The sequence below is a fragment of the Plantactinospora solaniradicis genome (genome assembly GCF_042658085.1).
In the GTDB taxonomy this organism is placed as follows: Bacteria; Actinomycetota; Actinomycetes; order Mycobacteriales; family Micromonosporaceae; genus Plantactinospora; species Plantactinospora solaniradicis.
Window position 1 is genome coordinate 1048701 of record NZ_JBHSPR010000001.1, and the last position, 25505, is coordinate 1074205.

Annotated in this window: 28 protein-coding genes and 1 tRNA gene; 10 read left to right on the forward strand and 19 right to left on the reverse strand. The window is 67.8% G+C overall.

All coding sequences use genetic code 11. The features are described from left to right. Positions 1–10 precede the first annotated feature (10 nt). The 3 genes from ACFP2T_RS04800 to bagB all read left to right on the forward strand — a co-directional run bounded on the left by ACFP2T_RS04800 (position 11) and on the right by bagB (position 3206). Positions 11–910: an Rv0361 family membrane protein gene (locus ACFP2T_RS04800; protein WP_377417600.1), complete on the forward strand. Its 900-nt coding sequence runs from the start codon at positions 11–13 to the stop codon at positions 908–910. Positions 911–936: 26 nt separating this feature from the next. Further along, entirely contained in the window at positions 937–1929 is a 993-nt protein-coding gene (gene bagA, locus ACFP2T_RS04805) for an ATPase BagA (protein WP_377417602.1), read from the forward strand. 128 nt (positions 1930–2057) lie between these two features. Then, the gene (gene bagB, locus ACFP2T_RS04810; RefSeq protein WP_377417604.1) at positions 2058–3206 is read left to right on the forward strand and encodes an ArsA family ATPase; all 1149 of its coding nucleotides are present in this window, start codon (positions 2058–2060) and stop codon (positions 3204–3206) included. Here the strand turns inward: bagB and ACFP2T_RS04815 are convergent. Continuing rightward, positions 3193–3489 (reverse strand): WhiB family transcriptional regulator, encoded by a 297-nt coding sequence (locus tag ACFP2T_RS04815; RefSeq protein ID WP_192766482.1) that lies wholly within the window; start codon positions 3487–3489, stop codon positions 3193–3195. The two genes, bagB and ACFP2T_RS04815, sit on opposite strands and share 14 nt — an antisense overlap. 407 nt (positions 3490–3896) lie before the next feature. On the opposite strand from ACFP2T_RS04815, the gene ACFP2T_RS04820 reads away from it, so the two are divergent. Further along, complete coding sequence (locus ACFP2T_RS04820) at positions 3897–6299, forward strand: transglycosylase domain-containing protein (RefSeq protein WP_377417606.1); 2403 nt, start codon at positions 3897–3899, stop codon at positions 6297–6299. A gap of 175 nt (positions 6300–6474) precedes the next feature. Here ACFP2T_RS04820 and ACFP2T_RS04825 read toward each other — a convergent pair whose 3' ends face one another. After that, complete coding sequence (locus ACFP2T_RS04825; RefSeq protein ID WP_377417608.1) at positions 6475–6933, reverse strand: GatB/YqeY domain-containing protein; 459 nt, start codon at positions 6931–6933, stop codon at positions 6475–6477. Positions 6934–6958: 25 nt separating this feature from the next. On the opposite strand from ACFP2T_RS04825, the gene ACFP2T_RS04830 reads away from it, so the two are divergent. Both ACFP2T_RS04830 and ACFP2T_RS04835 read left to right on the forward strand, forming a co-directional pair. Next, positions 6959–7852: a metallophosphoesterase gene (locus ACFP2T_RS04830; RefSeq protein ID WP_377417610.1), complete on the forward strand. Its 894-nt coding sequence runs from the start codon at positions 6959–6961 to the stop codon at positions 7850–7852. A gap of 134 nt (positions 7853–7986) precedes the next feature. Continuing rightward, positions 7987–8063 (forward strand) — tRNA-Pro (locus ACFP2T_RS04835). A 1005-nt stretch (positions 8064–9068) separates the two neighbouring features. Here ACFP2T_RS04835 and ACFP2T_RS04840 read toward each other — a convergent pair. From ACFP2T_RS04840 to ACFP2T_RS04885, 10 genes are all read right to left on the reverse strand, one after another. Then, positions 9069–10223, reverse strand: coding sequence for a site-specific integrase (locus ACFP2T_RS04840; protein ID WP_377417612.1), 1155 nt, complete (start codon positions 10221–10223; stop codon positions 9069–9071). After that, positions 10223–10420, reverse strand: coding sequence for a helix-turn-helix domain-containing protein (locus tag ACFP2T_RS04845; RefSeq protein WP_377417614.1), 198 nt, complete (start codon positions 10418–10420; stop codon positions 10223–10225). Before ACFP2T_RS04845 ends, ACFP2T_RS04840 begins: the two co-directional genes overlap by 1 nt. A gap of 182 nt (positions 10421–10602) precedes the next feature. Further along, positions 10603–11955 (reverse strand): DUF3631 domain-containing protein, encoded by a 1353-nt coding sequence (locus ACFP2T_RS04850; protein WP_377417616.1) that lies wholly within the window; start codon positions 11953–11955, stop codon positions 10603–10605. After that, entirely contained in the window at positions 11952–12827 is an 876-nt protein-coding gene (locus tag ACFP2T_RS04855) for a bifunctional DNA primase/polymerase (RefSeq protein WP_377417930.1), read from the reverse strand. Before ACFP2T_RS04855 ends, ACFP2T_RS04850 begins: the two co-directional genes overlap by 4 nt. A gap of 182 nt (positions 12828–13009) precedes the next feature. Beyond that, entirely contained in the window at positions 13010–13306 is a 297-nt protein-coding gene (locus tag ACFP2T_RS04860) for a hypothetical protein (RefSeq protein WP_377417618.1), read from the reverse strand. Continuing rightward, a complete protein-coding gene (locus ACFP2T_RS04865; protein ID WP_377417620.1) occupies positions 13303–13551 on the reverse strand; it encodes a hypothetical protein in 249 nt (82 codons plus the stop codon). The genes ACFP2T_RS04860 and ACFP2T_RS04865 overlap by 4 nt, the downstream gene beginning before the upstream one ends. Before the next feature lie 141 nt (positions 13552–13692). Further along, positions 13693–15903, reverse strand: coding sequence for a P-loop NTPase family protein (locus ACFP2T_RS04870; protein ID WP_377417622.1), 2211 nt, complete (start codon positions 15901–15903; stop codon positions 13693–13695). Between the two features lie 96 nt (positions 15904–15999). Beyond that, the gene (locus tag ACFP2T_RS04875) at positions 16000–16833 is read right to left on the reverse strand and encodes an ABC transporter permease (protein ID WP_377417624.1); all 834 of its coding nucleotides are present in this window, start codon (positions 16831–16833) and stop codon (positions 16000–16002) included. Continuing rightward, positions 16830–17198: an RRQRL motif-containing zinc-binding protein gene (locus ACFP2T_RS04880; RefSeq protein WP_377417626.1), complete on the reverse strand. Its 369-nt coding sequence runs from the start codon at positions 17196–17198 to the stop codon at positions 16830–16832. Before ACFP2T_RS04880 ends, ACFP2T_RS04875 begins: the two co-directional genes overlap by 4 nt. 9 nt (positions 17199–17207) lie before the next feature. Further along, positions 17208–17453: a DUF6284 family protein gene (locus ACFP2T_RS04885; RefSeq protein ID WP_377417628.1), complete on the reverse strand. Its 246-nt coding sequence runs from the start codon at positions 17451–17453 to the stop codon at positions 17208–17210. A gap of 194 nt (positions 17454–17647) precedes the next feature. Here ACFP2T_RS04885 and ACFP2T_RS04890 point away from each other — a divergent pair, with 194 nt between their 5' ends. Together ACFP2T_RS04890 and cutA are read left to right on the forward strand one after the other, a co-directional pair. Next, positions 17648–18262, forward strand: coding sequence for a helix-turn-helix transcriptional regulator (locus ACFP2T_RS04890; RefSeq protein WP_377417630.1), 615 nt, complete (start codon positions 17648–17650; stop codon positions 18260–18262). Then, positions 18259–18591 carry a divalent-cation tolerance protein CutA gene (cutA, locus tag ACFP2T_RS04895; RefSeq protein WP_377417632.1) on the forward strand — a complete coding sequence of 111 codons (333 nt, stop codon included), beginning with the start codon at positions 18259–18261 and terminating at the stop codon, positions 18589–18591. The genes ACFP2T_RS04890 and cutA overlap by 4 nt, the downstream gene beginning before the upstream one ends. A 3-nt stretch (positions 18592–18594) precedes the next feature. On the opposite strand, the gene ACFP2T_RS04900 is transcribed toward cutA, so the two are convergent. The 6 genes from ACFP2T_RS04900 to ACFP2T_RS04925 all read right to left on the reverse strand — a co-directional run bounded on the left by ACFP2T_RS04900 (position 18595) and on the right by ACFP2T_RS04925 (position 23320). Continuing rightward, on the reverse strand, positions 18595–18771 hold the full coding sequence (locus tag ACFP2T_RS04900; RefSeq protein ID WP_377417634.1) for a hypothetical protein: 177 nt from the start codon (positions 18769–18771) through the stop codon (positions 18595–18597). A 552-nt stretch (positions 18772–19323) separates the two neighbouring features. Then, positions 19324–20439, reverse strand: coding sequence for a helix-turn-helix domain-containing protein (locus ACFP2T_RS04905; RefSeq protein ID WP_377417636.1), 1116 nt, complete (start codon positions 20437–20439; stop codon positions 19324–19326). Then, positions 20429–21022 carry a hypothetical protein gene (locus ACFP2T_RS04910; RefSeq protein ID WP_377417638.1) on the reverse strand — a complete coding sequence of 198 codons (594 nt, stop codon included), beginning with the start codon at positions 21020–21022 and terminating at the stop codon, positions 20429–20431. The genes ACFP2T_RS04905 and ACFP2T_RS04910 overlap by 11 nt, the downstream gene beginning before the upstream one ends. 791 nt (positions 21023–21813) lie before the next feature. Then, on the reverse strand, positions 21814–22110 hold the full coding sequence (locus ACFP2T_RS04915; protein WP_377417640.1) for a DUF6204 family protein: 297 nt from the start codon (positions 22108–22110) through the stop codon (positions 21814–21816). Between the two features lies 1 nt (position 22111). After that, positions 22112–22750: a TetR/AcrR family transcriptional regulator gene (locus tag ACFP2T_RS04920; protein WP_377417642.1), complete on the reverse strand. Its 639-nt coding sequence runs from the start codon at positions 22748–22750 to the stop codon at positions 22112–22114. A 69-nt stretch (positions 22751–22819) separates the two neighbouring features. Beyond that, the gene (locus tag ACFP2T_RS04925; protein WP_377417644.1) at positions 22820–23320 is read right to left on the reverse strand and encodes a GNAT family N-acetyltransferase; all 501 of its coding nucleotides are present in this window, start codon (positions 23318–23320) and stop codon (positions 22820–22822) included. 129 nt (positions 23321–23449) lie between these two features. Here ACFP2T_RS04925 and ACFP2T_RS04930 point away from each other — a divergent pair, with 129 nt between their 5' ends. Then, complete coding sequence (locus ACFP2T_RS04930) at positions 23450–23656, forward strand: hypothetical protein (RefSeq protein ID WP_377417646.1); 207 nt, start codon at positions 23450–23452, stop codon at positions 23654–23656. 50 nt (positions 23657–23706) lie between these two features. Here the strand turns inward: ACFP2T_RS04930 and ACFP2T_RS04935 are convergent, their stop codons facing one another. Beyond that, positions 23707–24156, reverse strand: coding sequence for a hypothetical protein (locus ACFP2T_RS04935; RefSeq protein WP_377417648.1), 450 nt, complete (start codon positions 24154–24156; stop codon positions 23707–23709). Positions 24157–24412: 256 nt separating this feature from the next. Between ACFP2T_RS04935 and ACFP2T_RS04940 the strand changes: the two genes are divergently transcribed. Beyond that, positions 24413–25381, forward strand: a complete 969-nt coding sequence (locus tag ACFP2T_RS04940; RefSeq protein ID WP_377417650.1) for a GlxA family transcriptional regulator — start codon at positions 24413–24415, stop codon at positions 25379–25381. Positions 25382–25505: the final 124 nt, after the last annotated feature.

Genomic DNA, 25505 nt, shown 5'->3' on the forward strand with positions numbered 1-25505 from the left:
TGGGGACACCATGACGCAGCCACCCGTCGACGACGAGGCTCCCGGCCCGGCAGGTGAGCGCCCCGCACCCGTCGACCCGACCGAGTCGCCCTCGACCACCGCACCGGACAGCGCCCCGGCAGCGGAAACCGTCGCAGCACCGGACGACGCCCCGGCAGCGGAAACCGTCGTGGTAGCGGACGGCGCCAGGGCAGCGGACGACGCCACGGCACCGGACGACGTCCCAGCAGCGGGGAGCCGGGCCACGCCGGACGCCGATCCGGTGTCCACTCCGGCGTCTACCCCAGCGCCCGATCCGGACATCGGGGACGGACAGGACGGATTCCCGGCCGGACCGGTCCCCGCGCCACCGCCGCCGTACGGTCAGCCGGGCTTCGGGCAATCGGGGCCGGGTGACCCCTATCCCGATGCCGCCGGTGCGGCCACCGCTCCCGGCTACGCCCCGATCGGGCTCGCCCCGGCGCCGAGGAAGCGCCGTGGCCTGCTCTTCGCGTCGATCGCGCTCGCGACGACGCTGCTGTTCTGCGTCGGCGGCGGAGTGTCCGCCTACCTGCTGCTGCGCAACGCCGACCGGGGTGAGGGCGCCGCCGAGCCGGCCGCGGCCGTGGACGACTTCCTGAAGGCGGTCTACACGGACCGGGACGCCGACCGGGCCGCCAGCCTGACCTGCCCCGAGGCCCGCGACGACGACAAGATCGCCGCGAAGGTCGAAGAGGTGACGGAACAGACGAGTACGCACGACACGCCCCGGTTCCGATGGACCGAACCCAAGATCGACGAGCAGGACACCGAGCGGGCCCTCGTGTCGACGACGCTGACCATGACGACCGGCGACGAGCGGACGGTCGATCAGTTGCTGGGGTTCATCGTGGTCGAGGAGAACGGCTGGTGGGTCTGCGACGTGGTCTGACCGGCCCGACTGGATAGGCTCGGAGGGTGCGAGCGGGCGAGGAGTCGGTCGACCGGGCGGACGCCGAACGGGCCAGCGCCCGTTGGCCCGCCCGGCTTCACGTGGTCACGGGCAAGGGCGGGACCGGCAAGACGACGGTCGCCGCCGCGCTGGCGTTGGCGCTGGCCAGTGGCGGGCGCCGTACCCTGCTGGTCGAGGTGGAGAGCCGGCAGGGAATCGCCCAGCTCTTCGGCACCGACCCCCTGCCGTACGAGGAACGGCCGATCGCCACCGCCCGGGGCGGCGGTGAGGTCCGCGCCCTGGCGGTCGACTCCGAGGAGGCTCTCCTCGAATACCTGGACATGTTCTACAAGCTCGGCGCCGCCGGGCGGGCACTGCGCAAGCTCGGCGCGATCGACTTCGCCACCACCATCGCGCCCGGCCTGCGGGACGTACTGCTCACCGGCAAGGTCAAGGAGGCCACCACCCGGAGCGCCGACAAGCGCCGGGTGTACGACGCGGTGGTGCTCGACGCCCCGCCCACGGGTCGGATCGGCCGGTTCCTGAACGTCACCGCCGAGACGGCCCGGCTGGCCAAGGTCGGCCCGATCAAGACCCAGAGCGAAGGGGTCGCGGCGCTGCTGCGCTCGCCGATGACCGCCGTACACGTGGTCACGCTCCTGGAGGAGATGCCGGTCCAGGAGACGATCGACGCGATCGCCGACCTGACCACGCTGCGCATCCCGGTCGGCCGGCTGATCCTCAACGCCACCCGCCCGGCGCTGCTGGCCGGCAAGGTCACCCAGGCCGAGCTGCGTCGCGGGCTGGCCGCCGCCGGCCTGCCGACCGACCGGGCGACCGTCGCCGGGCTGCACGCCGAGGCCCGTGACCAGCTCATCCGGCGGAACCTCGAGGAGTCACTCCGCGCCGAGCTGGTCGAACTGGGGCTGCCCCTGGTCGAATTGCCCCTGCTGACCGAGGGCGTGGACCGGGTGGGGCTTGACATGATCGCCGACACCCTGCTCGATCGGGCGGGCTGAGCCGAGCGGGTCGCCGGGTGCCGCGAGGGTGCGGGTCACCGGCTCGAACGGGTGGCGGCATAGCCGACTGACTCACACCTGGGCGCCACCACGCCGTCGGCGCGGCACTGTCCCGATACGCTCGTTTGGTGCGTCCCGATCACCCAGCGCCGCCGCTGGACATCGACCAGATCCTCGCCGATCCCGGCGTCCGGATCGTGGTCTGCTGTGGCGCGGGCGGGGTGGGCAAGACCACCACCGCCGCCGCGCTGGCTCTCCGGGCCGCCGAGCGGCACGGTCGGCGTACGGTGGTGCTCACCATCGACCCGGCCCGACGGCTGGCCCAGTCACTCGGCCTGACGGAGCTGGACAACACGCCTCGGCAGGTCAAGGGGATCGACGTCGAGGCGAGCGGTGGCCAACTGCACGCCATGATGCTGGACATGAAGCGGACCTTCGACGACGTGGTGCTCGCGCACACCGATCCGGCGAAGGCGGCGGAGATCTTCGCGAACCCGTTCTACCAGGCGATGAGTTCCACGTTCGCCGGCACACAGGAATACATGGCGATGGAGAAGCTGGGTCAGCTGCACTCCCGTGGCGAGTGGGACCTGATCGTGGTCGACACCCCGCCGTCCCGGTCCGCGCTCGACTTCCTCGACGCGCCGGCCCGGCTGTCCCGATTTCTGGACGGTCGGATGCTGCGGCTGCTGCTCGCCCCGGCCCGTAGCGGCGGCCGGAGCATGTTCAGCCTGGTAACGGCCTCGTTCGGAATGTTCTCCCGAGTGGTGCAGAAGGTGCTCGGCGCCCAGTTGCTCACTGACCTGTCCGGTTTCGTGGCGGCGCTCGACTCGATGTTCGGCGGCTTCCGGCAGCGCGCCGAGCAGACGTACCGGGTGCTCCAGGCGCGGGAGACGGCCTTCCTCCTGGTCGCGGTGCCGGAGCCGGACGCGGTTCGGGAGGCCGCGTACTTCGCGGGCCGGCTGAGCGAGGAGCGGATGCCACTCGCCGGCCTGGTGCTCAACCGGGTGCATCGGCCGGCGGTCGAGACACCCACCGCGGCCGACAGTCTGGCCGCCGCCGAACGGCTCGAAGAGCTGGGTGGCCACGAGGCGACGGCCGAGACCCTGCGCGCCCATGCGGCCCTGGCCCAGCAGGCCGGGCGGGAGCGCCGGGTGGCCCGGGTCTTCACCGACGCCTTTCCCACCGTGCCGACGGTCGCGGTCACGGCTCAGCCCGCCGACGTACACGACGTCGACGGGCTGCGCACGATAGGTGCCGCGATCAGCCGGCCGTGACGAGGACCTTGTCCTTGTTCTTCATGGCCGCCTCGAACATCTTCCGCCAGCTCGCGACCTGCGGGTGCCGACGCAGCAGGGCCCGGCGTTCCCGCTCGGTCATGCCGCCCCACACCCCGAACTCGATGCGGTTGTCGAGCGCGTCGGCCAGGCACTCGTAGCGCACGGGGCAGCTGCGGCAGATCCGCTTCGCCACGTTCTGTTCGGCGCCCTGTACGAACAGCGCGTCAGGATCCCCGTTCTGACACGCCGCCAATGTGGGCCAGTCTGTGATCATGCCCATCTGTTTCTGTCCCCCCTTGCAGTCCCGCTACCGACCAGAGCCGGTCAGCCGGCGATAACCCCCCGGCCACCCGTGCCGCCCTCCCCCGGGCACCACGGACGACATGCGATTCTCTCGCCCGACCATCATGCTCTGTAGTCAACTGATTACGCAACGTTGTCAGCCAAATCCGTCAACCCGGACAGTCCCTGACCCTTCGTCCGGCAATCCGGCCCTGACTACCCGGCAGTGATCTGCGAAAACGCTGCGGAGACGTCCCGAAAGGAGGAGACTCTCCAGCAGAAGCCCGCAACCGCACGCCGGGGGTCATGCGTTTAGCACAACGAGGCCAGCGCCAGCAGGAAATGGGGAAAGTACGCAGGGCGCGTCCTCGGTGTTGATTCACGTACCCTGTCGAGGTGACCTGGATGCGGAAGCGTGACCACAATGTCTTCACCAACGCCGCGTCGCTGCTGATCTGTGGCCTGCTGGCCGGCGTGGTGGTCGCGGCGGCCGCCTTCCCCGCAGTAGCGATGTCCGGACTGGCCGCGAAGGCCGGCTCGGAGACGTTCGACAAACTGCCCACCGAACTGACCGTCAAGAAGGCGCCGCAGATCAGCTACCTGTACGCCTCGGACGGCAAGACACCGCTGGCGACCATGTACGACGAGAACCGCCGCGACGTGCCGCTGAAGGACGTCGCGCCGGCCGTCGGGCAGGCCCTGATCGCCGCCGAGGACAAGCGCTTCTACGAGCACAACGGCGTCGACATGAACGGTGTCGCCCGGGCGTTCGTGGCGAACAACCAGGCTGGCGTCACTACTCAGGGTGCCTCGACGTTGACGATGCAGTACGTCCGGCTCACCATCGCCTACTCGGCGACCCACCCGCAGGACGTCGTCGCCGCCACTGAGGACACCAGCGCCCGGAAGCTCCGCGAGATGCGGTACGCCCTGCAACTCGACGCCGACCTGAGCAAGGACGAGATCCTGGAGGGCTACCTCAACATCGCTCCGTTCGGCAACGGTGCGTACGGCATCTTCGCGGCCAGCCAGGTCTACTTCGGCAAGAAGCCGAAGGACCTGAAGCTCGAAGAGGCCGCCATGCTCGCCGGCATGGTGAAGGCGCCCTCGGACAACGACCCGACCACCAAGAGCGGCTACCCGGCGGCGCTCGAGCGGCGCAACTGGGTCCTCGACCAGATGGTGGAGACGAAGGCGATCACGCCGGAGCAGGCCGCCGTGGCCAAGGCGGCCAAGTTGGTGGTCAAGGACAAGCGCACCCCCAACGGCTGCGTCGCCACCAACAAGAACGACTGGGGCTTCTTCTGCGACTTCTTCTACCGCTGGTGGATGGATCAGGAGACGTTCGGCCCCACCCGGTACGACCGGGAGCGCCGGCTCAAGAGTGGCGGCTACAGCATCGTCACCACCCTCGACGCGAAGACGCAGAAGGTGTCCAAGGACGCCATCGAGCGCAACGTCAAGACGGGCAAGAAGGAAGCGATGATGCTGGCGGCGATCGAGCCCGGCACCGGACGCGTCCGAGCCCTGGCCGTCAACCGGAACTACAAGCTGGACGACCCGAAGAAGCCACAGAACAAGATCTCCACGAACCCGGCCAAAAAGAAGAAGGGGATCCGGGGGACGTACCCGAACACCACCAACCCGCTGCTGACCGGTGGCGGCGACATCACCGGCTACCAGGCCGGCTCGACGTTCAAGATCTTCACGATCGTGGCGGCCCTGGAGAACGGCTACCCGCTCCAGACCACGATCAACGCCAAGACGGTCGCCCAGACGAAGTACATCGTCGATTACGGCTCTCCGGCCGCCTGCAAGGGCACCAACAAGTACTGTCCGCAGAACGCGAGTCCGAGTATGGCCGGGCCGGCGAACATGTGGACCGCCTTCGGCAGGTCGGTGAACACCTACTTCGTGCCGTTGCAGGAGCGGGTCGGCGCGGCCAAGGTCGTCGACGCGGCGAAGCGGATGGGCATCAACTTCCGGGCCAGCAACGACGCCCGGTACGCCTCGAACAAGGACTACGCGAACGACTGGGGCGCGTTCACCCTGGGTGTCTCCCAGACCACGCCGCTGGATCTGGCCAACGCGTACGCCACGCTGGCCGCGGACGGCAAGTACTGCGAGCCGATCCCGGTGCAGCAGATCCGCGACCAGGAGGGCAACAAGCTCGACATCGCCAACCCGCGTTGCGAGCAGCGGATCAAGACCGAGGTGGCCCGCGCCGCCGTCGACGCCGCCCGATGCCCGGTCGGTGACGATTCCTCCACGTCCCACTGCAGCAGCGGCACCGCACAGAACGTCCGTCGCATCGTCGGAAAGCCGGTGGCCGGCAAGAGCGGTACGACCGACTCGGAGAAGACCGCCTCGCTGGTCGTGATGACCAAGCAACTCGCGATGGCGGGCATCCTCGCCGACCCCGACTGGGCCGAGACCACCCAGAACATGGGGCACGACGAGCGGGGCGGCGTCAATCCTCCGGTCTACCAGGCGATGCGGGACGCCATGAAGGGCAAGAAATCGATCCAGTTCACGCCGCCGTCCGGCAAGATCGTCGAGGGCGACCAGCGGAACATCCCGAACGTCAAGTGTCAGCCGGTCCAGACCGCGCTGTCCCGGGTCAACAACGCCGGCTTCGATGCCGAGGTGGGCGGCAAGGTCGACTCGACCTGCCCGGAGGGCACCGCGGCCGGCACCAGCCCCGACGGTCGGACGATCAAGGGCGGTCCGGTGGTCATCGAGGTCAGCAACGGCAAGGGAGCAGCCGGCGGTGCCAATCCGCCGGGCCGCCCACCCGGCCGGCGCTGACCCGGCCCACTCCGGCTACGCCCGCAGGCAGCGGACGTAGCCCGGGGCCCGGGTAAGGACGACGAAACGGGCGGTCACCCCAGTGCCGGGGTGACCGCCCGTTTCGTGTCCGCCCGTTCTGTGTCCGCGTTTTCTGTGTCCGCCCGTGCTTCGTCCGCTGGCGGGTCTGCGACCGCTATCCGGCGCCGAGCTGGCGGCGTACCTCCGCAGCGACCCGGCCGCCCTCGGCCCGGCCGGCGACCGCGGCCTGCGCCGCCTTCATCGCCGGGCCCATCTGCCCCCGGTCGGTGAACCCACCGGCGGACAGCGCCCCCGCGACCAGCTCGGCCAACTCCTCGTCGGGGAGCTGCTTGGGCAGGTACCGGTTCAGCACCTCACCCTCCGCCCGCTCCCGGTCCGCCTGCTCGGCCCGGCCGGCGTCACCGAACGCGGCCGCCGCCTCCCGGCGCTTCTTCTCCTCCTTGGTGAGCACCGCCAGCACCTCCTGGTCGGAGAGCTCCCGCTTCGCCTTGCCGGCCACCTCGGCGTTACCGATCGCCGCCAGGGCCATCCGCAGCGTCGAGGTGGTCAACTCGTCGCGAGCCTTCAGCGCGGTGCGCATGTCTGAGGTCAGGAGGTCCTTCAAGGTGCCCATGGACGGTCAAACTACCCTGAGCGGCATGCGAAAGCGCACAGTATTCCAGCTGGCCGCCGGGACCGTCGTGGCCGGCGGCGCCGCCTTGGCGTACGCCTCGCTCGTCGAGCGCAACATGTTCACCCTGCGCCGGTACGACGTACCCGTACTGGCCACCGACGCCGAACCGCTGCGCATCCTGCACCTGTCGGACCTGCACATGATGCCCGACCAGCGCCGCAAACAGGCGTGGGTGGCCTCACTGGCCGCCACCGATCCCGACCTGGTCGTGGTGACCGGTGACAACCTCGCGCATCCCGAGGCGGTACCCGGCGCGCTGCGGGCCCTGCAACCGATGCTCGACTATCCGGGCGCGTTCGTATTCGGCTCGAACGACTACCGGGGACCCGTCTGGAAGAACCCGTTCAGCTACCTCCTGCCGGAACGGGAGTACGTGCAGGGCGTCGACCTGCCGTTCGAGGACCTGCGTGAGGTGCTGGTCGGCGCCGGCTGGGCAGACCTGAACAACGCCCGTACGACGATCAAGTCCGGCGGTCGGCTGATCGAGATGGTCGGCGTGGACGACCCGCACATCGAACGCGACGACTACTCCTCCGTCGCCGGACGGGTCGGGGAGCGGAGCGACCTCGCCATCGGGCTCACCCACTCGCCTGAGCCCCGAGTGCTGGACGAGATGGCCGCCGACGGCTTCGAGTTGCTGCTCGCCGGGCACACCCACGGCGGGCAGGTGCGGGTCCCGTTCGTCGGCGCCCTGACCACCAACTGCGACCTGCCCCGGTCCATGGCACGCGGCCTGCACCGCTGGCCCGACTCGGACGCCTGGCTGCACGTCTCCGCCGGCCTCGGCACCCATCCCACCGCCCCGGTACGGTTCGCCTGCCGGCCCGAGGCATCGCTGCTGACGCTCATCCCCCGCTGAGCCCTCGGGCGCTCCGGCGGTACGCCGGGTCGGCTCCGGCGCCTCCCCCACAGGTCCGGGTGGGGCCGGACGCACCGGCCCGGATACCGAATTTGATCGGCGGGGCGGGTGGGCTACTATTGCTCGGCACGCCTCGGGGTGTGGCGCAGCTTGGTAGCGCGCTTCGTTCGGGACGAAGAGGTCGTCGGTTCGAATCCGGCCACCCCGACCAGGTCAGAGGGCATATCCGATCCATGGATATGCCCTCTAGTGCTTCCTGAGTGACTATCTGAGTGACTACACCCGCAGACGGTGGAGGGGACTGGGCGCGGCTGCCCCCAGGAGGAGTACAGCGGCGGCCGGGCCAGCTAGCCGCGAGGAACTCAGCTGAGGGCTGCGCAGAACAGGGGAACGACCCCCTGCGGTAACAGAGGGCCGTCCTGTCCGAGGTGGGTGCCGCCGGGGTCTCAGTAGCGGCCCACATCTCATCACCAGAGAACGAAGGATGCCACGGCAGGCAACGGGCGCGTGCGCGAATATGAGCATCGCGCCATACATTCAGAGCGCGATCGGTCAACTTCGGTCCGTAGTCGATTGGCGCCGATCAAAATCGTTATCTTCCTCGCGTAACGCCTGCCGAATAGCCCTCGTTAACTGCTTGGAAGTCCCTTGCCCCGCTCCAACCCGGCGGTAACCGGATTGGAGCGTTTTGCCGGGGCAAGGCTTCCCGTCCGAGGTAGTGCCACCTTGCAAGCGGTCCAGGAGGACTCGTGCCAAGAAGTAAAGGGGTCGGCAGAGGCATGCCAACCGAGAATCTGAGACAAAATCGCGTTTCAGGTGTCCCCCAGCCTCGCAACCCTGAATCGACGGTTCGCGACAGGTCTGAAGAACCCGCCGACGCTGGTGAGGGACATAGACACCTGGTATCTCAGCGGGTTCTCTTAATCCTGCTCATCTCCTTGTTCCTCGGCGTGCTGGCCGGGACCGCTGCCGGACTAGCTACCGCCACACAAGCCGTTGTCCCTCTCGGGACGACAACCGGCGTAGCCCTAGGCATCCTTGCCGGTGGCGTCACCTTCGCTCTGACGGCGCTGACGGTGGCGCATCGCCTACACAAGCTCCTCCGCTAGTACAGGACGCAACAGACGGCCCAACCTGTTACCGCAGGAAGGGCCGTCCGCCTATTCTTCCACTCCCGCCGCTCAATTCAGCGCTATCACGCGGCCGGCTGCGCCCGTCAGCCGAGAGCGAAAATGCGGTCCATCGCAACCGCGCCGTTGAGAAGCACCGGCCGGAGTTGGTGCCGGTAGACCTTCTCCGTAACTGTCGTGCCGGAGTGGCCGCACAGATCGGCGATGTCCTCCAGGCTCACACCGCTACTGGACAGCACCGACACAAAGCTGTGCCGCAGTTCCCGGGGCGTCCAGTCGCCCGGGTTGAGTCCCGCGAGTTTCGCCACCCGCCGGAACGCCCGCCGAACGTTGGCTGCGTCCAGCTCGGTACCGGCCAAGGAGGCAAAGACGTTCCCGGTGTGGTGCCAGTCCACACCGGCCCGCTTCCGGTCCCGATCCTGCATCTGCCTGTGCTTCCGAAGCGCGGTAACGCACCGGAGAGGCAGGGCCAGCGTGCGCCGAGACTTCCTCGTCTTGGTGTCGCCACCGGCCCGGACGGAATGCCATACCTCCATCGAGGGCGGCGCGGGCGGGTCATCATCCGGCCGGCCATCAAGGTCGACATGCTCCCAGGTGAGTGCCCGTAGCTCCTCAGTCCGGGCACCGGTCAGCAGGGAGAGCACTACGTAGGCGTACAGGCGGGTGTCTTCGGCTGCGGCCAGTACGGCCTTGGCCTGATCCAGCGTGAGCGACTTCGAGGGGCGCCCGTCCTGGCCCTTCGGGATCGAGCAGAGCGCAACCACGTTGCGCTTTACCTTGTCCCGAGCCATGGCCCGATTAACCGCTCGGTTCAGACAGGCGTACAACTCCCGGAGGGTCCGAGTGCTCAGCCTCTTGGCTTTGTCGGCTAGCCACCGATCGATGTCTTCCGCGCTGAGGTCGCGCAGCTTACGGGCGCCCAGGTCGGGGATGATGTGTCCCCGGCATAGGTAGCCGCATTTATCGGCGGTGCCTTTGGCGACTCCGCTAAGTCCATAGCTGAGCCAGTCGGTCACGGCCTGGGCGACGGTGAAGCCCTGCGGTGCGACGGTGAGTCCGTCTTCGTGGTCGCGTAGGACTTCCTTGAGCTTGTTCTTGGCTTCGGTCTTGGTCTTGCCGCTGCCCCGCCGGACGATGCGCTTTCCGGCGGGGGTGTAGCCGGTGGTGACGGAGGCAATCCAGCGCTGCCGGGCTTCGTCCCAGTGCAGTCCGCCGTCACCACGGCTTCGACGCTTGCTCATCAGGCGGCAACTCCTCGTGCGGTTTCGCGTTCCAGTAGCAAGACGTAGTCCGTGATGGCGCTGGCGGGGATGCGCCGGTCGGTGCCCTGCCGGACGTAGCGGAGTCGGCCCGCACGCATCTGCTCGTAGATGACGGTTCGGCTCATACTGAGTAGTGCCATGGCTTCGGAGACGCGGTAGAGAGCCTTGACGTGCATCGTGGGCGCCTTTCCGCTCAGCTTGTGGTCGGCGAAGGGTCCGGGGGGCGACGAGACACAGCCCGTTTGGGACCGGGTCCGAGAGGCGGGCAGCGGCAAGATCTGCGATCGCTGGGTATCCATGGATGCGCCGAACGCTCTGAGGGCGTCTGAGGGGGCCGGTTCGGCGGCCGGTCGGGCAGTCATGCCCGGCGGCCGGTGACGCGTGGCCGGGGGGTATCCGTACCATGCGTACCAAGCTGGTTTTGGCTGCTCAGGGCTGGTACGGATTGGTGTGCCGGTACGCTTTGATGCGTACCAGGGGCATGACCGCGTCGGGTCGCCGGTACGCTTTGATGCGTACCAGGCAGGCAATCCGTACCAGGGTTGACCTGGGAAAAGGAGCTTGGTACGCATGGTACGGATACCCCGGTGGAGGGTGTCTCGCGTTGCTCGGCGGGCGGTGCCGGGCAGTACCGGTTCCACGCGTCGGTGAAGGCGTCTCGGGTGTAGCCCTTGGCCTGTCCGACGGGGAAGCGGAGCTTGGTCGAGGTGATGCCGAAGTCGCGGAGCAGGTCGCCGAGACGCTTCCCGGTCAGTCCGGCCGGTCCGCTGTCCGACCAGGGCGCTTCGTCGTCGCCGTTCAGCACGGTCAGCAGGTCGCTTGTGGATGCGGCGCCCGGTTCGCCGAGCACCGTGAACGCGGTGCGGACGTCGGCCAGTAGCCGGATGCGGTTGGAGACGTTTCCCGCGTCGTCGGATTCCGCGGTGAGGGTGGTCACCGCGAGGCGCGCACGCTGCGGCCACCTGCTCCCAGCCAGATCGGCGACAGCTACTAGGGGTTCCCAGGTGTCGGCGGCGCGGTCTTCGACCGGCATCGACGGTTCCGCCGCTTCCAGGTCGACCAGGTGAGCGCCGAGCCATTCGGTCAACCGCTCGGCCAGTCGACGCAACGCCGGACTGTCGCGACGGTGCCGGTACGGCGCAACCGTCTCGCCCGGCGCGCGGCGCCGCATCCGGACGACAACGGCTCGGTCTTCGATGGTGTCCGGCATGGCGCCGATACCGGCGAGCGCTGCCATAGCGAACGTCGGGATTTTCTCCAGACTGTGAGTGTTGTTGTCCCACCGAATCGCGGGCCGGTTGCGCTGGTGTCCGGCGTTGAGCAGTCCGCGTAGATCTTCGTTGGCTTCGGCGCTCTTCCCGCCAAAGATGGTGTCCGCTTCGTCGACCAGCAACGTCGGCGGGTGGTCGGTGCCGATGGCGCGGTAGACGGCGGCCGGACTGGCGTTGACGGTGATCAGCGGGTTGTGACAGGTGCCTTCCACCACGTCGAGCAGTCGGGACTTGCCGCACCGCTTCTCCGGCGCCCGGATCACAAGGCGGGGCGCGTGCGCCCATGCGGTCTGTGCGTGTGTCGCAGCCACCCACAACACCACGGCGTCAACGGCTTCGGCGGACGGGAGGATGACGTACCGGGTCAGGCAGGCGTGTAGATCGTCCAGGATCGCCGCGCCGTCGATGGCGCGGCCGGTCGGCAAGGTGTTCTGATTCATGCTGCGACTCCCTCAGCCTGGAATCCGCCACGAATGGCGGCACGAATGTCCCGGTCGGTCTGCTCGGCCTGCCGGCCGGCGGCCGTGAGCGCGGTGACGGCGTCGGCTTGGTCGATGGCGTGTGCGGCGACCATCCGGGCGACGCCTCGGGCCGCGCCGTACAACGTGGTCCGGCGGGCGCCTTCCGGGGCGGTGGTCACCGCGTGCAGGTGTGCGGCGAGGAGTCGGTCGGGATGGGAGATGCCCTCCGCCGCGTGTGTGGTGATCGGTCCGACCGGTGCGGTCGGTGCGGGTGCCGGCGGGGGCGGATCACACGCCTCAACCAGCGCGGGGGGCATCTCCTCTACCGGCCGACCCGGTACCCACCGGTACGGGCGGCCGGTTCGCGGGTGCACTGACGGGGGGAGCACGACGTACCCGCCGTCGGCCTTAATGTCGATGCCGGGTCGGTCGGGCATCGGCCGGGACACCACCGGCGGTCCGGGGTGTCGGTAGTACAGGTGCCGGCCACCGGAACCGGTGACCACGTGCAGGGTCGGCGGTAGTAGTCGGGCGCCGATCAGGGCGGTCATGCTGTCGTCACCACCGTGGCGCGGGTCGACGTCGACCACCACCACCCCGGACGCCACGCCGGTCCGCAACGCGAGTTGCCCACCGGGGACAGCGGCCACGATCGCGGCAACCTGCTCCGGGTCGGTGGTAGCGGCGTAGAAGCCGTGACAGGTCAGGCATGCGCATGCGGCCGGGGCGTGGTGGTCGTCGGCGTCACGGCACGGCAGGCAGTTCGCCACCGGCCGTTTCGACCGGGCGAGCATGAACACCGGCCATCCTCGTTCGGCGTACCGCAGCGCGGGGGCGAGCAGGTCGAGCATGGTTCCCTCCGGTCGGATCAGTTCGTGCGTGGCGGGTGCTTCCGGGCGACCGGCTATGGCGGCCGGGGTGTGTTGCGGGCAGCGCGGGCCGTACAGGAACAGGCGGATCTGCTCCGTGCTGTCGCAGTGCCGGGCGGCCGGGCCGATCCAGTGCCGGCACCGGCCGGCCCGGTCGCGGTCCATCAGGCGGCCCGCCGACCGGGGCGCGGTCGGTCGGTCGTGGTGGCGCGGTTGACCAGGTCGCGAGCGCTGGTCAGGATCGTGCGCAGTTGCCGGCGGGCGGCCGGCTCGGCCGGGGCGAGCGCTACCCGCAGGCGCAGTTCGGCGTGCTCCCGTCCGTCGGCGGTCCGGACGCGGGTGAGGACGGCGCGACCGTGACCGGGCAGGTCGACCATGATCGCGTCGGACCGGTGCTCGGCGTGGTTGCAGCGGTGGTCGCGGGCGCACCATCCGGTGTGGAGGTCCGGTCGGCGGTTCATCGGTTGGCCTCGGTGCGCAGGTGGTGGAAGTAGTTGAAGACGCGTCGGCCGGTGCGTAGCCGTAGGCCGTGGTCGCAGCGGCGGCACGCGCGGTTGCGTCGGAGGATGCAGGTGGTGGTGTGGCCGGTTCCGGCGCATCGGGTGCAGGTCTTGAACGGCTTGATCCAGCACAGTCCGGAGTAACCGAGCGTGATCAGGGCGAGGATCGCGGCGACGGCGATAGCGGCGGTCAGGTAGGGGGTCACAGGTGCCTCCTGGGCCGGTTTTTGGGTGTATGAGGCCGTGAGCTGCTATCCGCTAGACCGCAGCTCATGATTCGGATTGGTTGCTAGCGGAGGTGCTAGCGCTAGCAGGTTGGGGTGCTAGCGCTAGCAGCCCGCGTGGTGTCAGCCGGCGGATCGCTTCCGGTCACGCTCCGCAATCGCCTTCAAGAGGTCGGTGTGCTTGATGCCGCGCCGGGTGGTCGCCTTGCCGTCGATCCGCCGCCCCACGTCGCCGACCTTTACCAGGGAGTGAGGCTTGAGCGCGGTGGTGAGCTGCGCGGCTTCCCACCCGCCGTACACCTCGGGCCGCAGCTCGGCCAGCAGCGCGCACAGCGTCTCGTTCCACGCCTGCTTCTCGTCCCCCGGCCACACCTGGGCCAAGTCGCCGAGCACGTCGGCGACCGGCCCGACGTCGCGGGTCTGCTCGCCGGCCTTGGGCAGCGTTCCGGCCGTGGTCCGCAGCGCGACCGCACGGGCGACGATCCGGGCGGCGGCGGTGGTGTCGACGTAGAACGACCGCACCGCCGACGCCTTCGGACCGAACCCGCGCAGGATGCCCCACCCGGCCTCGATGACCGGCTGAAACACCGTCGCCCGGTAGCCGTTCTTGTACGCCGACGTCCCGAGAATCATGTCGTTCGCGGTCTGGTCAGCCACGGAGAGGCAGAACCGGGAGTTGACGTTGCGGGTGATGCCGGTCGGCAGGCTGTCCTTGTCCGGAATCTGCGTACCGATCAGGATGATCACACCGAGCGCCCGACCGAGCTTGATGACCTTCTCCAGAAGTTCCCCGGCGTCCTTGCCGAACTTGCTGGTCATCAGCTCTTGCAACTCATCGAACCAGGCCACCAGCGGGTGCAGCCCCGACCCCTTGAGCGACGCGAGTTCCGGCGTGACCTTGTTCTCCGGTGCCTTGCCCAACCGGGCGTAGTGCTCGATCCGCTTCGACCGGCGGCGGCACTCCTCGTACAGCCACTCGATGAACGCGAAGCACCGGGCCAACGTCTCGTCATCGAAGCCGTTGCCGTACTCGGCCATAACCGGCTCAAGGACAGCGAAGTCACCGACACCCTTGAGTTCGTAACCCCGGATCTCGGTACGCGCGTCGAGTGCGGCGGCCAGGATCAGATCCCGCAGCGCGAACGTCTTACCCGACCCGGGTTGCCCGCCGAACAGGAAGTTGCGGAACATCAGGTCCACCGCCACCGTGTCCAGCCGTGGGGTGGTCGCGAACGGGAACGCCTTGAACACGTCCACCTTCGCCGACGCGGACAGCAGCGGCCAGGCGGGTTGCTTCATCTGCGACGCCGGTTCGTAGCCGACCCACAGGGCCAGGCGGCCGGTGTGTCCCGGTGCGGGTTCGGGCCACACCTGGTCCAGCGGTAGCCGCATCGCGGAGGCGAGCTTGCCGCGCCGGGCGACCACCTCGGCAGCCTCCACTCCGTACGGCAGATCCACGACCGCGAGGTGTCCGGGGCCGTCGCGGTGAATGTCGACCGGGAAACTGATCGCCTTCGGGTCCTTGGCAACCGCGCTGTTGATCGCGGGCATCTGCAACGAGGTCAGCGCCCGGCGCACCAGTTCGGCGGTGAGCTTGCGGTACCGGTTGCCCTCGGTCACCCGGTCGGTGATCGGCCGGTCCGCCGGACGGCCCAGCGTGGCCAGCAGCGGCACCACCGCCATCAGCGCGGCGTAGCGCCACCACACCGGTCCGAACGCCAGCACGACCGCGCCAACGACCATCGCGACGGCGCCGGCGGCGAGGACCCACCACCGCCATACCGACTGACGCTGCCGGCGCGCGTCGAGCTTGAGCCACACATCCGCCTCACCACGGCGCGCGGCGGCCTGCCGCAGATCCCAGTTACCTTCCTCAGCGCTGGCCCACCGCAGCGCCCGACCGAGGCCACGGAACAGGCCAACTGGCGCCCACACAGCGGTCTTCGCGGCGTACTTCGGCACCCGCACCGTGTGGTAGGCGGTCACGTAGCCGGCGTCCTTGCTCTGGTGTCGGACAGCGGCCCACAGGCCGCGCCACGAACGCGCCCACTCGGCCAGGATCGGCCGGCGCTCACGCTGCCGCGCCAGCACCTCAGCCGGAATCGCGTCAGCGGTGTCGACCGGCCCGCCGACCCGGTCCGGGCCGTCATCGATCGTTTCCGCGTCCTCGGTGTCGGCCTGGTCGCTGTCGGCGTCGGCCGGCGGTCGGGGCTGCGGCACCCGGCGGGCGCGGGCGTCGTCCAGGTCCACCACTTCGGCGTCCGGCCCGGTGGTGTCGGTCAGTTCGGCTTCTGCGGCCTGCCAGTCGAACCGGTTCTCATCAGGGGCAGTCATGATGGTGCTTCCTCCATCTGAGTTTTCTCGGGGGGGCTAGGGACCGGCGGCACGGCATCGGTTGTCGAGGCCATAGGGCCGTGCCGCCGGGCGAAATCAGGCTTCGTCGTCCGTGCTGTGCAGCAGGTGTGCCAGGGCGGCGCCCATGCCGAGCACGACCACGGGCAGGCAGGCAACCAGGGTGGTGATCCACCACGGGGCGGCGGTAATGCCGGCGGACTCCATCAGGTGGTACGCGACCTGACCGAGAGCACCGAGCACCAGCGAGCCGATCGCGGACCACTTCGCGAACCGGCGAGCGCGCGCCGGAACACTGCCGGACAGCCACGCCCGCAACGCGTACGCGGCGTACGCCTCCACACCGATCGGCAGCGTGATCGCCGTGTTCAAAGAGAAGCTGTCCCAGATCCCCGGCAGCGGGTGGACCACACCGAACCCGGTGAGTCCACCGAGTCCGACCCACCCCGACCAGATAGCGACGAACGCGGGCGCGGCCAACAGCAGCAACACCCACGGCCGCGCCGGTGCCGTCGCCCGCCGGGGCGCGGAGGTGATGTTGGACCCCGGGGCTACGGACGGGATAGGCAGCGCCGATGCCACCCGCGCCGGAGCGTCCGCGACCGGCTCAACCGCTTCAGGCGTCCGCGTCGTACTCAGGACCGTGTCCGGGGCTGCACGGGTGTCCGCGACCGGCTCAACCGGGGAGGGGGGCATCTCTCCGGTCACCTCAACCGGGTCGGCGGCCGGCAGCGCGGTGTCGGTGTTCAACGCCTCCAACAGGGCCTTGGCCTTGTCCCGGCCTACCCGGAACTCCTTCATCAGCCGGTTCCGCGACGGGATGGCGCCCGTGCGTTCGGTCAGGTCCCGCGCGGCCGGAAGCAGCTCGGCAACCTGTCGCGGGTAGACGCTGTTCATCGTGGGGGTGGTCATGAGAGATGCCCTCCGTCGCAGTCAAGGCACTCGCCGAGCGAGCGTGGGATGTAGTAGTCGCGAACCACCCGGCACGTGGGACAGGTCCGGCGGGCGGCAAGCGCCCGACCGATCGCCGCACGCTGACGCGGGGTCACGGTCCGCTTCGGCTTCGCGAGATCGATCCGGTACAGGTAGGCGGCACGAGTGCCGCCGATTCCGGACCAGAGGACTTGCGCGGCTACCGGCTGACCACCGGGCCGCAAGCCACGAGCCCGCAGCTGACGCCGCGTGGCGTAGCCAGCGGGGGCACCTCTCCACCACCACGTCGGGATGCCCCACCGGGCACCCTCCGGGTCGTAGAACGCGGCGCGAATCCGGCTCATGACCAGCACCTACGCCGCGATCCGCAGGAGCGACGCGAATGCGGCAGGGCGGTCGTACAGAGAAGCAGCGGCACGCAAAGCGCGACGCTGCGCGCTTCGCACCCGCTGCCAGTCCAACTCGCTGAGCGCTCGCTCAGCGCACAACACGATGATCTCGGCATCCAGCAGGTCAAGCTCAGCCTCGATCAGCGGCATCTCATGCTCGATCGCAGCCAGTTCCGCTGCCGACGGCTCTGTCCAGTCCTTGGCTTGCATCGGTTGCTTCCCTCCGGCAGTACAGCGACGGGCCTCGGCGTACCGCAGCCGAGGGCGTTTCAGTCCGCTTGCATGGGACCGATTCGCCCTCACAGCATGGGGACCTAGTAGTCCTCATGTCAAGGACTGATTCGCCCTCGGGCGGACGAAGGAGTCTGCTTGCGGGGACCAAGCCGTCCCCGGAGGATGTAGGCATGGAGATGGCGGAGGTACTGCGTCACCGGCGCAGTGAACTGGGGATGTCGCAGGCAGACCTTGCGGCAGCCGCAGGAGTCGACAAACGGCAAATCAGGCGATATGAGGCTGGCGAGCAGCAGCCCGTGTTGTCGGTGGCGGTCTCGATCGCCAACGCACTGAAGATCTCGGTCGGGGAACTCGCTGGGATACCGAGCCACCGGATCAACCTGTCGGGCGACTGGTGGGCGTCGTGGCAGACGTTCAAGGACGGAGAGGAGGTCATCACGGCCCAGGAAGTTCAGTTCCGCCAGCAAGGCGACGTGATCAGCGTCCAGACAGCCACACGTGGCATCGACGTTGAGGACGGCGGCTACCACTGGCGCGGAGAGCTACGCATCTGGGACAACGAGATCTTGATGGGCTGGTATGCGGCCGATGATGGGTCGGTCCGCTCGAAGGGCACGATGTACTTCGTGCTCCACCCGCACGGGTTCCGGATGGCGGGGCGCTGGGTCGGAGTCAGCTACGACGGAAAGATCATCACAGGCTGGGGCGGCATGGGTCGATCGGAGTCCGAGGCGCGCGAAACCATCAGCGGACTCAAGAAGGATCAGATCGGACCGGCTGCATGACCGAGGAAGTCTGCGAAGTCATCATCACGGGTCCGGACCCAGAGTGGCTGGCGGGATTTACACGCCAACTGGTTGACGACCGCCTTGCTGCCTGCGGTCACAACATCACTCCAGTCAGGTCAATCTATCGATGGAGCGGCGAGGTTCATGACAACCAGGAGGCTCGGGTGGCGCTCCATACCCGGCGCAGCCTGGTCGGCGTCATCATCGACCGAACCAACGCTCAACACCCCTACGTCGTACCGTGCGTCATCGCGACCCCGATAGTTGGCGGGAACCCCGAATACCTGCAATGGATACTTACCGAAACCCGCGAGGGTGAGCCTTAACGTCTACTTTCGGTTTTTGATCCACTCTTCGACGTCACGCTTCAACCACACGTGCCCCATCTTCAACTTCTGTGCCGGGGCGGGGAAGTCTCGGTGGCTGGTGATTACATGCACCCGCTGTCGGGACAGGTTGCCGCCCAACATTTCGCGGATCTCCGCGACCCCGACCAACTCTTCCACAAGATGGACGCTAAACAACGGCGGTTGCTGTTGACGTCGACAACTACGACGTCAACACTTAAGGGATGAGCTTTCCGAATGAGTCCCCGATCTTCGACCGCCCGTCCCCGTACCGACTCGGGCCCCACCGGCCCCGCCGGCCGCTCTGGCAGTGCTCGGGCTGCCCCGGGCAGCCGTGGCCCTGCGGCATGGCGCGCCTGATCCTGAAAGCTGAGTTTGCAGGTGCGCCGGTCGGGCTAGCGGTCTACATGGCGGCGCAGTTGATGACGGCACTGCAAGACCTTTACAAGCTGAATCCGCAACCCGAACCAGACCCCAGGGTGCTGTTTCAAAGATTCGTGGCTTGGACAGCACGACAACCGCTCGCTTAGCCCTCGATGGGCATTGGCCGGCGTCCCGCTATACCTCGGGACCCCGGCCACTGTGCGCAATCACAGTAATGCGGCAGCGCGCTGGGTTCCAGAGTCGCGGGATGACGTGAGGACCAGCCGCGCAACGAAGTGGCGAGGGCTGAGCGCAAGACCCAACCCCCGCCACTACCACCACTCGGGACTACCAGAGCTTGGCGTTCGCTGGCGGCATCGGCACAGAGTGCAGATGGCGCTTGGGTTCCATGACGCGAAGCTTCGGCGAAGCCTCGCCGAAATAGATTTCAGCGAGCTTGTGCTCATGCAACACCATCAGCTTTGCGACCTGTTCTCGCGAATACTGAAGATCTCTCTGATAGTGTTCAATGAGGTAGCGCATCAACCGAGGCTCCTCCATCTCGAACTCGCCAGGTTCGTTTTTCCGTCCACCCGGCAACTTCGACAACTGAATGAAGGAGGTCCGGTACTGTCTTTCGGTGATTAGCCCCAAGTCACTCGCACGCTTGACGAGAGCGGCGAGCGAAACGTGCCACCTGGCTTTCAGGGCTCCAAGCTCGCGGAATCGAAGCCCTTGCAGCTCGCGTCGAATGTCCGATGCAGGCATGAGCAAGGCCGACGCAAAAGCGTCGGCGTCGCGCTCCATGTCATCGGATGCTGATCCGTTATGCATAACCAGGTGGCCCAACTCATGCGCCAAAGCAAACCGACGCGCAGAAGCAGGTAGCATTCCATTCAGGACAATAACGTGCCGACCTGCCACGCCGGGCATCGAAATTGCCGACAACTTCTCGTGACCCAGGTTCGTAATGAATACTGGAATGCCCGTTGCCTCGATTAAGGCTATGAGATTCGGCAAGGGTCCGGGAGGCATTCGCCATGTCGCGCGAACAAATTGGGCCGCAACTTCAGGAGTCCACGACTCGTCGGGCGAACAGAACGGGAAGGGCGCAACCGAGTCAAACTCCAACGTCCGAAGCAGACGTACAGCCTCAAGTCGTCGAACGTTCGCAAGAGCGTTTGCTTTTTTCAGCGGCTTTACTGGAAGCGTAAGCCGTTTCTTGTGATAGAAATCAACGACTCCCTCACCAAGCACCTCTTCTTTCTGGTAGAAGAATTCTATAGGAACATCACACGCTTTGGCGAGTTGCTCCAAAACGTCATCATGTGGTTCCTCGAATCCATTCTCTATTTTGGAAACATGACCCTGAGAGATTCCCGCGAGGTGCGCCAGGGCACTCTGCGTTAAACCTTCCGACTCTCTCGCCAATGTGACCATGCGAGCATTAAACTCATCGGACATCACCATCCTCCTCGCGTGCTACACGGGCGATGCTGGGCAGTGCAGCAATCTCGGCTGCCCCGGAACCGGGAAGCGAAGGCAGGATCGGCGCGACGGGCGCAAGGACCCCGGCCGCCAGTTCACGAAGATCGATAGCCCATTCAACCTGACCTGCGACCTTGCGGACCAGCACGACCTTCTCGATGCTCGCTTCCACCCTGTCAAGGACGTAACCACAGGTCACGTGGGCAAGTTGCGGCATCCCGTCAAGAAAGCCTTGCCGGTCCAAACGGACCTGGATCCGCGTGGGGTAGTTCCTCGACAACAGCGCGCGGCTGTGCTTCTTGAACCGGAGGAGCATCCGCTCACGGAGCACATAACCAGCCGACCCCGTAAGTTCCGCGCGACGAACGCCCTCCATCCCCTCAACCAACGCGTCGTCGGCCCTCCTGATCATGTACTCCCAGACTACCGCCGCTCGCGCCCGGATGCCCCGTCGCTGACCTTCGTCGAGGTGATCTTGCCATGCCCCCTCCACGACCTCGATCAGCTTCTCGGCTCCGTCGACCCCCACGATCTTGCGCGCCTCGGCTTCACTGAGCACATGAACCTCCTGGTCACAGTCGGCCAGGAATATTATTCCGGGCATCCGTGCAGGTCATGATACAGGTACTCCCGAGGCTGGTGCAGGGTCCCTTACCGGCCACGGAAGGTCACGCCCGTGGCCGTATGCCCGCGCCGTCCCCGCACGCGTGCGGGTCGAGTGACGAACCGAGTGACAACCGTCCCGCACACTGGCGAACGGAGGCGCACGATGACGGACTATGTTCGCTGGTCATCCACTGTGTGCCAGCAGGCCAACGTCCCATGATCGTTCGTTCGGGACGAAGAGGTCGTCGGTTCGAATCCGGCCACCCCGACCAGAGTAAGTGCATTTCAGGGCCGGTCTCCTTGCTAGGAGGCCGGCCCTGAATCATCTCCGGGAGCGCCTGGCGTCCACTCGTCGCAGGTCCGGAGGTCGGAATCCGTTGGGCGGTCACGCCTTTGCGAACTGAGGGCTGGCAACAACCTGTGTGACGACGAGCGGAACGCACGCTGGAGCGGCGGAGTTGCCCGTTCCTCTCGGAGCAGTCGGTGGCCAGGAAACGAGGCGTCGACCATGAGGCTTGGAGCTGCGGTACGGGATGCGGCCGCTGGCCGTTCTCTCGGTCCTCGCCCTCGTGTTGCTCGGCGCGTACGCCCTGAAGAAGCACCGCACACGGCCGTGTGGCTCACCGCCACCGGCGTGATCATCTGCGGTTCCTACATGTGGCTCTCGGGGTGTCCGGCCGAGGCCGCACCCGACCCGACTGATCGGTGGCCGACCCCCCGCGAAGTGTCGAGCCGGAGAATCCGCTACTTCCGCCGGCTCTTCCGGCGAATCTTGACCTCGCGCAGGTCCGTCGCCGCGATACGGATCAGGTGGTAGGGAAGACCGTACGCATCCAGCGCCTTGATCGCCCGCTGGGTGGCCTCGTGTTCGCCATCATCCGGGTCCACCAACACCTGACAGCGAAAGGTGAATGCCGAAACACTCGCGTCATGGGTGAACCTGCCAGCCTCGGTGAAGCCGGCGCCGTTCGCCGCCAACACGGCGGCACGGCCGGCGTCATCCAAGCCAGTGAATTTTCCCGAGACCACCACTCGAAACATGTCAGCCCTTCCGTACGGCATAGCTGAGAACCTGCTCGCTGAGCAGGCTTTCGACAATGTCGAGCAGGGCCAGGACCGCCTCGGCGATGGCCTCGGGACCCTCGCCCGCCGTGGTGCGTTTGCCGATCTCGGCGAAGACCAGCGAGTGCAGGCAGCCGAGTTGCCAGGCGACGACGCGAGGCACCGGATCATCCTGGCCCGCCCCGGTTTCCTCGACGAGTAGGTCCGCGAGCCGATTGGTCATCTGGCGTCCGAGTTCCTCCAGCCGGGCGCTGAGTGTGGGGGTGGCCCGCATCATCTCCAGGACGGGGGCGAAGCCCTCGGTCAACCCGAGTTTGCGATCACGGCGACGCACCTCGTCACGAAGCTGGCTCAGCAGCGCCCCGGCGGCGGACTGGCCGGGGACGCGTTGCCGCACGATCTCGGCAATCCGCGTAGGAGATGCCTCGTCCGGCGGTAGGACGAGGTCCTCCTTGGCCTCGAAGTAGTTGTAGACGGTGTTCACCGAGACCTCCGCCGCTGCGGCGACCTCCGCGATCGTCACCTGTGCGAAGCCCCGCTCCACGAAGAGCCGAGTGGCCACCGCCGAGAGGCGCTGCCGCGTCTGCCGCTTCTTCCGCTCCCGAAGCCCGTCTGCCACGATGGGCAGGTTATCAAAAAGTGGATTGGACTCCAAAAATGCAGCAGGCCCCAAATTTGTGCTGCTGGCTCAGAGTGATGCGGGGCGTTCAGGGGCGAGCACGAGACGGCTCATGGTGAGGTCGCTGCCCTCACGGATCGGCTCCGTCTGGCCGTCGGGCCGGAAGCCGTACCGCTCGTAGAGCCGCCGGGCCCCGGGGTTGCTGTCGGCGACCCAGACATCGACCGCGAGGGCCCGGTCGTCGGCCCAGCCGACCACGTGGTCGAGGACCTGTCGCCCCACCCCACGTCCGCGCCAGTTCGGCTCGGTCCACATCGCCACCACCATGAGCCGGCCCGGCTCGTAGAGCCAGCCGGCGCCCATTCCGACCGGATCCCCATCCGCGTACGCGAGGACGCCCGGCCCGCCCGTTCCGTCGATCCGCGAACGCCACGTCGCCTCGACGAAGTCCGCCTCGTGTTCGTAGGTCGAGCCGAACGCATCCGGGTCCTGGGACAGCGAGCGCAGACGGATGTCGCGCCATGCCGACCAGTCTTCCGGCGCGACCTCCTCGGTCCGGACGTCACTCATTCCCAGAACCCTTCTTTGGTACGCGCACAGGTGGTGTTCAGAACGACAAGCGCGGCCTTTCCGAGCATCCTGCACCCATGCCTCCGGTCGGGGTATCCGATTTCGCCGGGCGGCCAGTACGGTCTGCTGATGTGGCCGTGGCAGGACGTCGACCGTCTGACGCTCATCGATGAGTTGTCCGCCGGTCCGGGCTGCGCCTGGCTGGTGTTGCGGACACCGGTGTTCCTCCGGCGCGGCGAGCGGTACCGCCCGGAACCGGCCGGTCTCGCCGTCCTGCACAGCGACGGAAGCCGCTCGTTCCACGTTGGAGCGTGGGAGACCCGGCGCTACCAGTAGCCCTTCCCGCGTTCGGCGCCAGGCGCCGCGCGACCCGGGATCGGGCCGCCTCAGGGAGTCGGCACCGGCTCGTTGTTGAGCTGGGCCGTGACGATCTCCACCAGGCGGTTCCGGGCCTCCAGCAGTTGCCGGGCCAGTTCGTCCAGCGCACGCGGATCGACGAGCTGACGTATGTGGGTCTTGTCGTCGAGCAGCTCCCACCGCTCCGCCGACCCGTCGGGTGCCTCGCTGACCCACATGGCGGAGACGACGGCGTGCCGCTTGGCGAGGAGCTTGGCGGCGATCTCGACCACCGGAAGGTACGCCTGCCGGTACTCCGAGGCCGCGAACTCGACCGCCCCCCGGGCCGCCCGCACCGGCTCGCCGGGCCGGGCAAGCACCTCGAACGCGTTACCGCCCGCCTGGTCCGCCCCGATCCAGGCCAGGATGAGTTCCAGGTCGCCGGCCGCGATCGTGATCCGTCCGACCGCGGACACCACCTCGTCGGGCAGCCTCGTCATGTTCGGCTCTCCCGTCTTTTCGGCTCGTCTTCCGGGCTCTCCATCACCATGATCACAAAGACTCTGGCCGATCCTAGTCTCGGGTCCAACCGCCGTCCTGGTTTGTCCCGGCGTGTTGGGAAGCCCGCAACAGACCAGTCCGACCGATCGGCGCGGCCGTGGAACGCGAAGCCGCCAGCGCCCGCATCGGCCTTGGCGCAATCTGCAATACCTGTGTCGTTGACGCCACGCCCCTGCTCCGACCAGCATGAATGGCATGCAACGACGTGTCGTGGTGGTGATCTTCGACGGCTTCCAGCTACTCGACCTGGCCGGCCCGTCCGACGTGTTCGCGACCGCGAGCCTGATCGTCGGAAGCGAGCGGGGCTATCGACTCGACGTGGCGGCGGTACGCGCGGGCGGCGTACCGGCCGGCAAGGGGATCACCACCCTGGCGGAGGTCGCGCTCCACGAGGTCACCGGACCGGTCGACACACTGGTCGTGGTCGGCGGGTTGTCCGTACCGAAACGCCTGGGCGATCGGCAACTGATCGGGGAGATCCGCCGACTGGCGGGTGCCGCCCGTCGGGTCTCCTCGGTGTGCAACGGCGCCTTTCTGCTGGCGGAGGCCGGGCTGCTGGACGGCAGGCGTGCCACCACGCACTGGTTGGCGGCGCCGGAACTGGGCACCCGGTACCCGGACGTCGACGTGGATGCCGATCCGATCTACGTACGGGACGGAAACGTCTGGACCTCGGCCGGAGTGACCGCCGGAATCGACCTCGCACTCGCCCTCGTGGCCGAGGACCACGGCCACGACGTTGCCCGGGAGGTCGCTCGCGGGTTGGTGGTCTACCTGCACCGACCGGGCGGGCAGAGCCAGTTCAGTACGCCGATGCGCAGCGCGCCGCCCCGCAGCGAACCGTTGCGGGAACTCCAGGCCTTCATCGACGCCAATCCGGCTGGTGACCTGAGCGTGCCCGCCCTCGCCCGACGGGCCGGGATGAGCGACCGGCACTTCTCCCGGGTCTTCACGGAGCAGATCGGCCTGCCACCGGGCCGGTACGTCGAACGCAGCCGTGCCGACGCCGCCCGACGGCTGTTGGAGGACACCGGCCACCCGCTGGACCGGGTCGCCCGGGAGTCCGGGCTCGGAGCAGCGGAAACCCTCTACCGGGTCTTCCGCCGGCACTGGCGGGTCGCACCCGGCGACTACCGCCGCCGGTTCCGGTCGAAGCAGACCTGACGGCCGCCCGCCCCGACCTCAACCACCCACGGGTACGCCACCAGCCCGCTCCACCCGCCCTCGCCCCGCTCCGCTCCGGACCGGAGTAGCTCCAACACGCCTCCATCCGGCGCGCCTCGAACCC

Bases quoted from the DNA above. Each gene is read 5' to 3' on its own strand.
- ACFP2T_RS04930 (WP_377417646.1), top strand. From the start codon at position 23,450: ATGTGGCCGTGGCAGGACGTCGACCGTCTGACGCTCATCGATGAGTTG.
- ACFP2T_RS04915 (WP_377417640.1), bottom strand. From the start codon at position 22,110: ATGTTTCGAGTGGTGGTCTCGGGAAAATTCACTGGCTTGGATGACGCC.
- ACFP2T_RS04875 (WP_377417624.1), bottom strand. From the start codon at position 16,833: ATGACCACCCCCACGATGAACAGCGTCTACCCGCGACAGGTTGCCGAG.
- ACFP2T_RS04825 (WP_377417608.1), bottom strand. From the start codon at position 6,933: ATGGGCACCTTGAAGGACCTCCTGACCTCAGACATGCGCACCGCGCTG.
- cutA (WP_377417632.1), top strand. From the start codon at position 18,259: ATGACCGAGGAAGTCTGCGAAGTCATCATCACGGGTCCGGACCCAGAG.
- ACFP2T_RS04820 (WP_377417606.1), top strand. From the start codon at position 3,897: ATGCGGAAGCGTGACCACAATGTCTTCACCAACGCCGCGTCGCTGCTG.
- ACFP2T_RS04935 (WP_377417648.1), bottom strand. From the start codon at position 24,156: ATGACGAGGCTGCCCGACGAGGTGGTGTCCGCGGTCGGACGGATCACG.
- ACFP2T_RS04925 (WP_377417644.1), bottom strand. From the start codon at position 23,320: ATGAGTGACGTCCGGACCGAGGAGGTCGCGCCGGAAGACTGGTCGGCA.
- ACFP2T_RS04845 (WP_377417614.1), bottom strand. From the start codon at position 10,420: ATGCACGTCAAGGCTCTCTACCGCGTCTCCGAAGCCATGGCACTACTC.
- ACFP2T_RS04860 (WP_377417618.1), bottom strand. From the start codon at position 13,306: ATGAACCGCCGACCGGACCTCCACACCGGATGGTGCGCCCGCGACCAC.
- ACFP2T_RS04850 (WP_377417616.1), bottom strand. From the start codon at position 11,955: ATGAATCAGAACACCTTGCCGACCGGCCGCGCCATCGACGGCGCGGCG.
- ACFP2T_RS04870 (WP_377417622.1), bottom strand. From the start codon at position 15,903: ATGACTGCCCCTGATGAGAACCGGTTCGACTGGCAGGCCGCAGAAGCC.
- ACFP2T_RS04885 (WP_377417628.1), bottom strand. From the start codon at position 17,453: ATGCAAGCCAAGGACTGGACAGAGCCGTCGGCAGCGGAACTGGCTGCG.
- ACFP2T_RS04880 (WP_377417626.1), bottom strand. From the start codon at position 17,198: ATGAGCCGGATTCGCGCCGCGTTCTACGACCCGGAGGGTGCCCGGTGG.
- ACFP2T_RS04815 (WP_192766482.1), bottom strand. From the start codon at position 3,489: ATGGGCATGATCACAGACTGGCCCACATTGGCGGCGTGTCAGAACGGG.
- ACFP2T_RS04940 (WP_377417650.1), top strand. From the start codon at position 24,413: ATGCAACGACGTGTCGTGGTGGTGATCTTCGACGGCTTCCAGCTACTC.
- ACFP2T_RS04855 (WP_377417930.1), bottom strand. From the start codon at position 12,827: ATGCTCGACCTGCTCGCCCCCGCGCTGCGGTACGCCGAACGAGGATGG.
- ACFP2T_RS04830 (WP_377417610.1), top strand. From the start codon at position 6,959: ATGCGAAAGCGCACAGTATTCCAGCTGGCCGCCGGGACCGTCGTGGCC.
- ACFP2T_RS04840 (WP_377417612.1), bottom strand. From the start codon at position 10,223: ATGAGCAAGCGTCGAAGCCGTGGTGACGGCGGACTGCACTGGGACGAA.
- ACFP2T_RS04800 (WP_377417600.1), top strand. From the start codon at position 11: ATGACGCAGCCACCCGTCGACGACGAGGCTCCCGGCCCGGCAGGTGAG.
- ACFP2T_RS04905 (WP_377417636.1), bottom strand. From the start codon at position 20,439: ATGTCCGATGAGTTTAATGCTCGCATGGTCACATTGGCGAGAGAGTCG.
- ACFP2T_RS04890 (WP_377417630.1), top strand. From the start codon at position 17,648: ATGGAGATGGCGGAGGTACTGCGTCACCGGCGCAGTGAACTGGGGATG.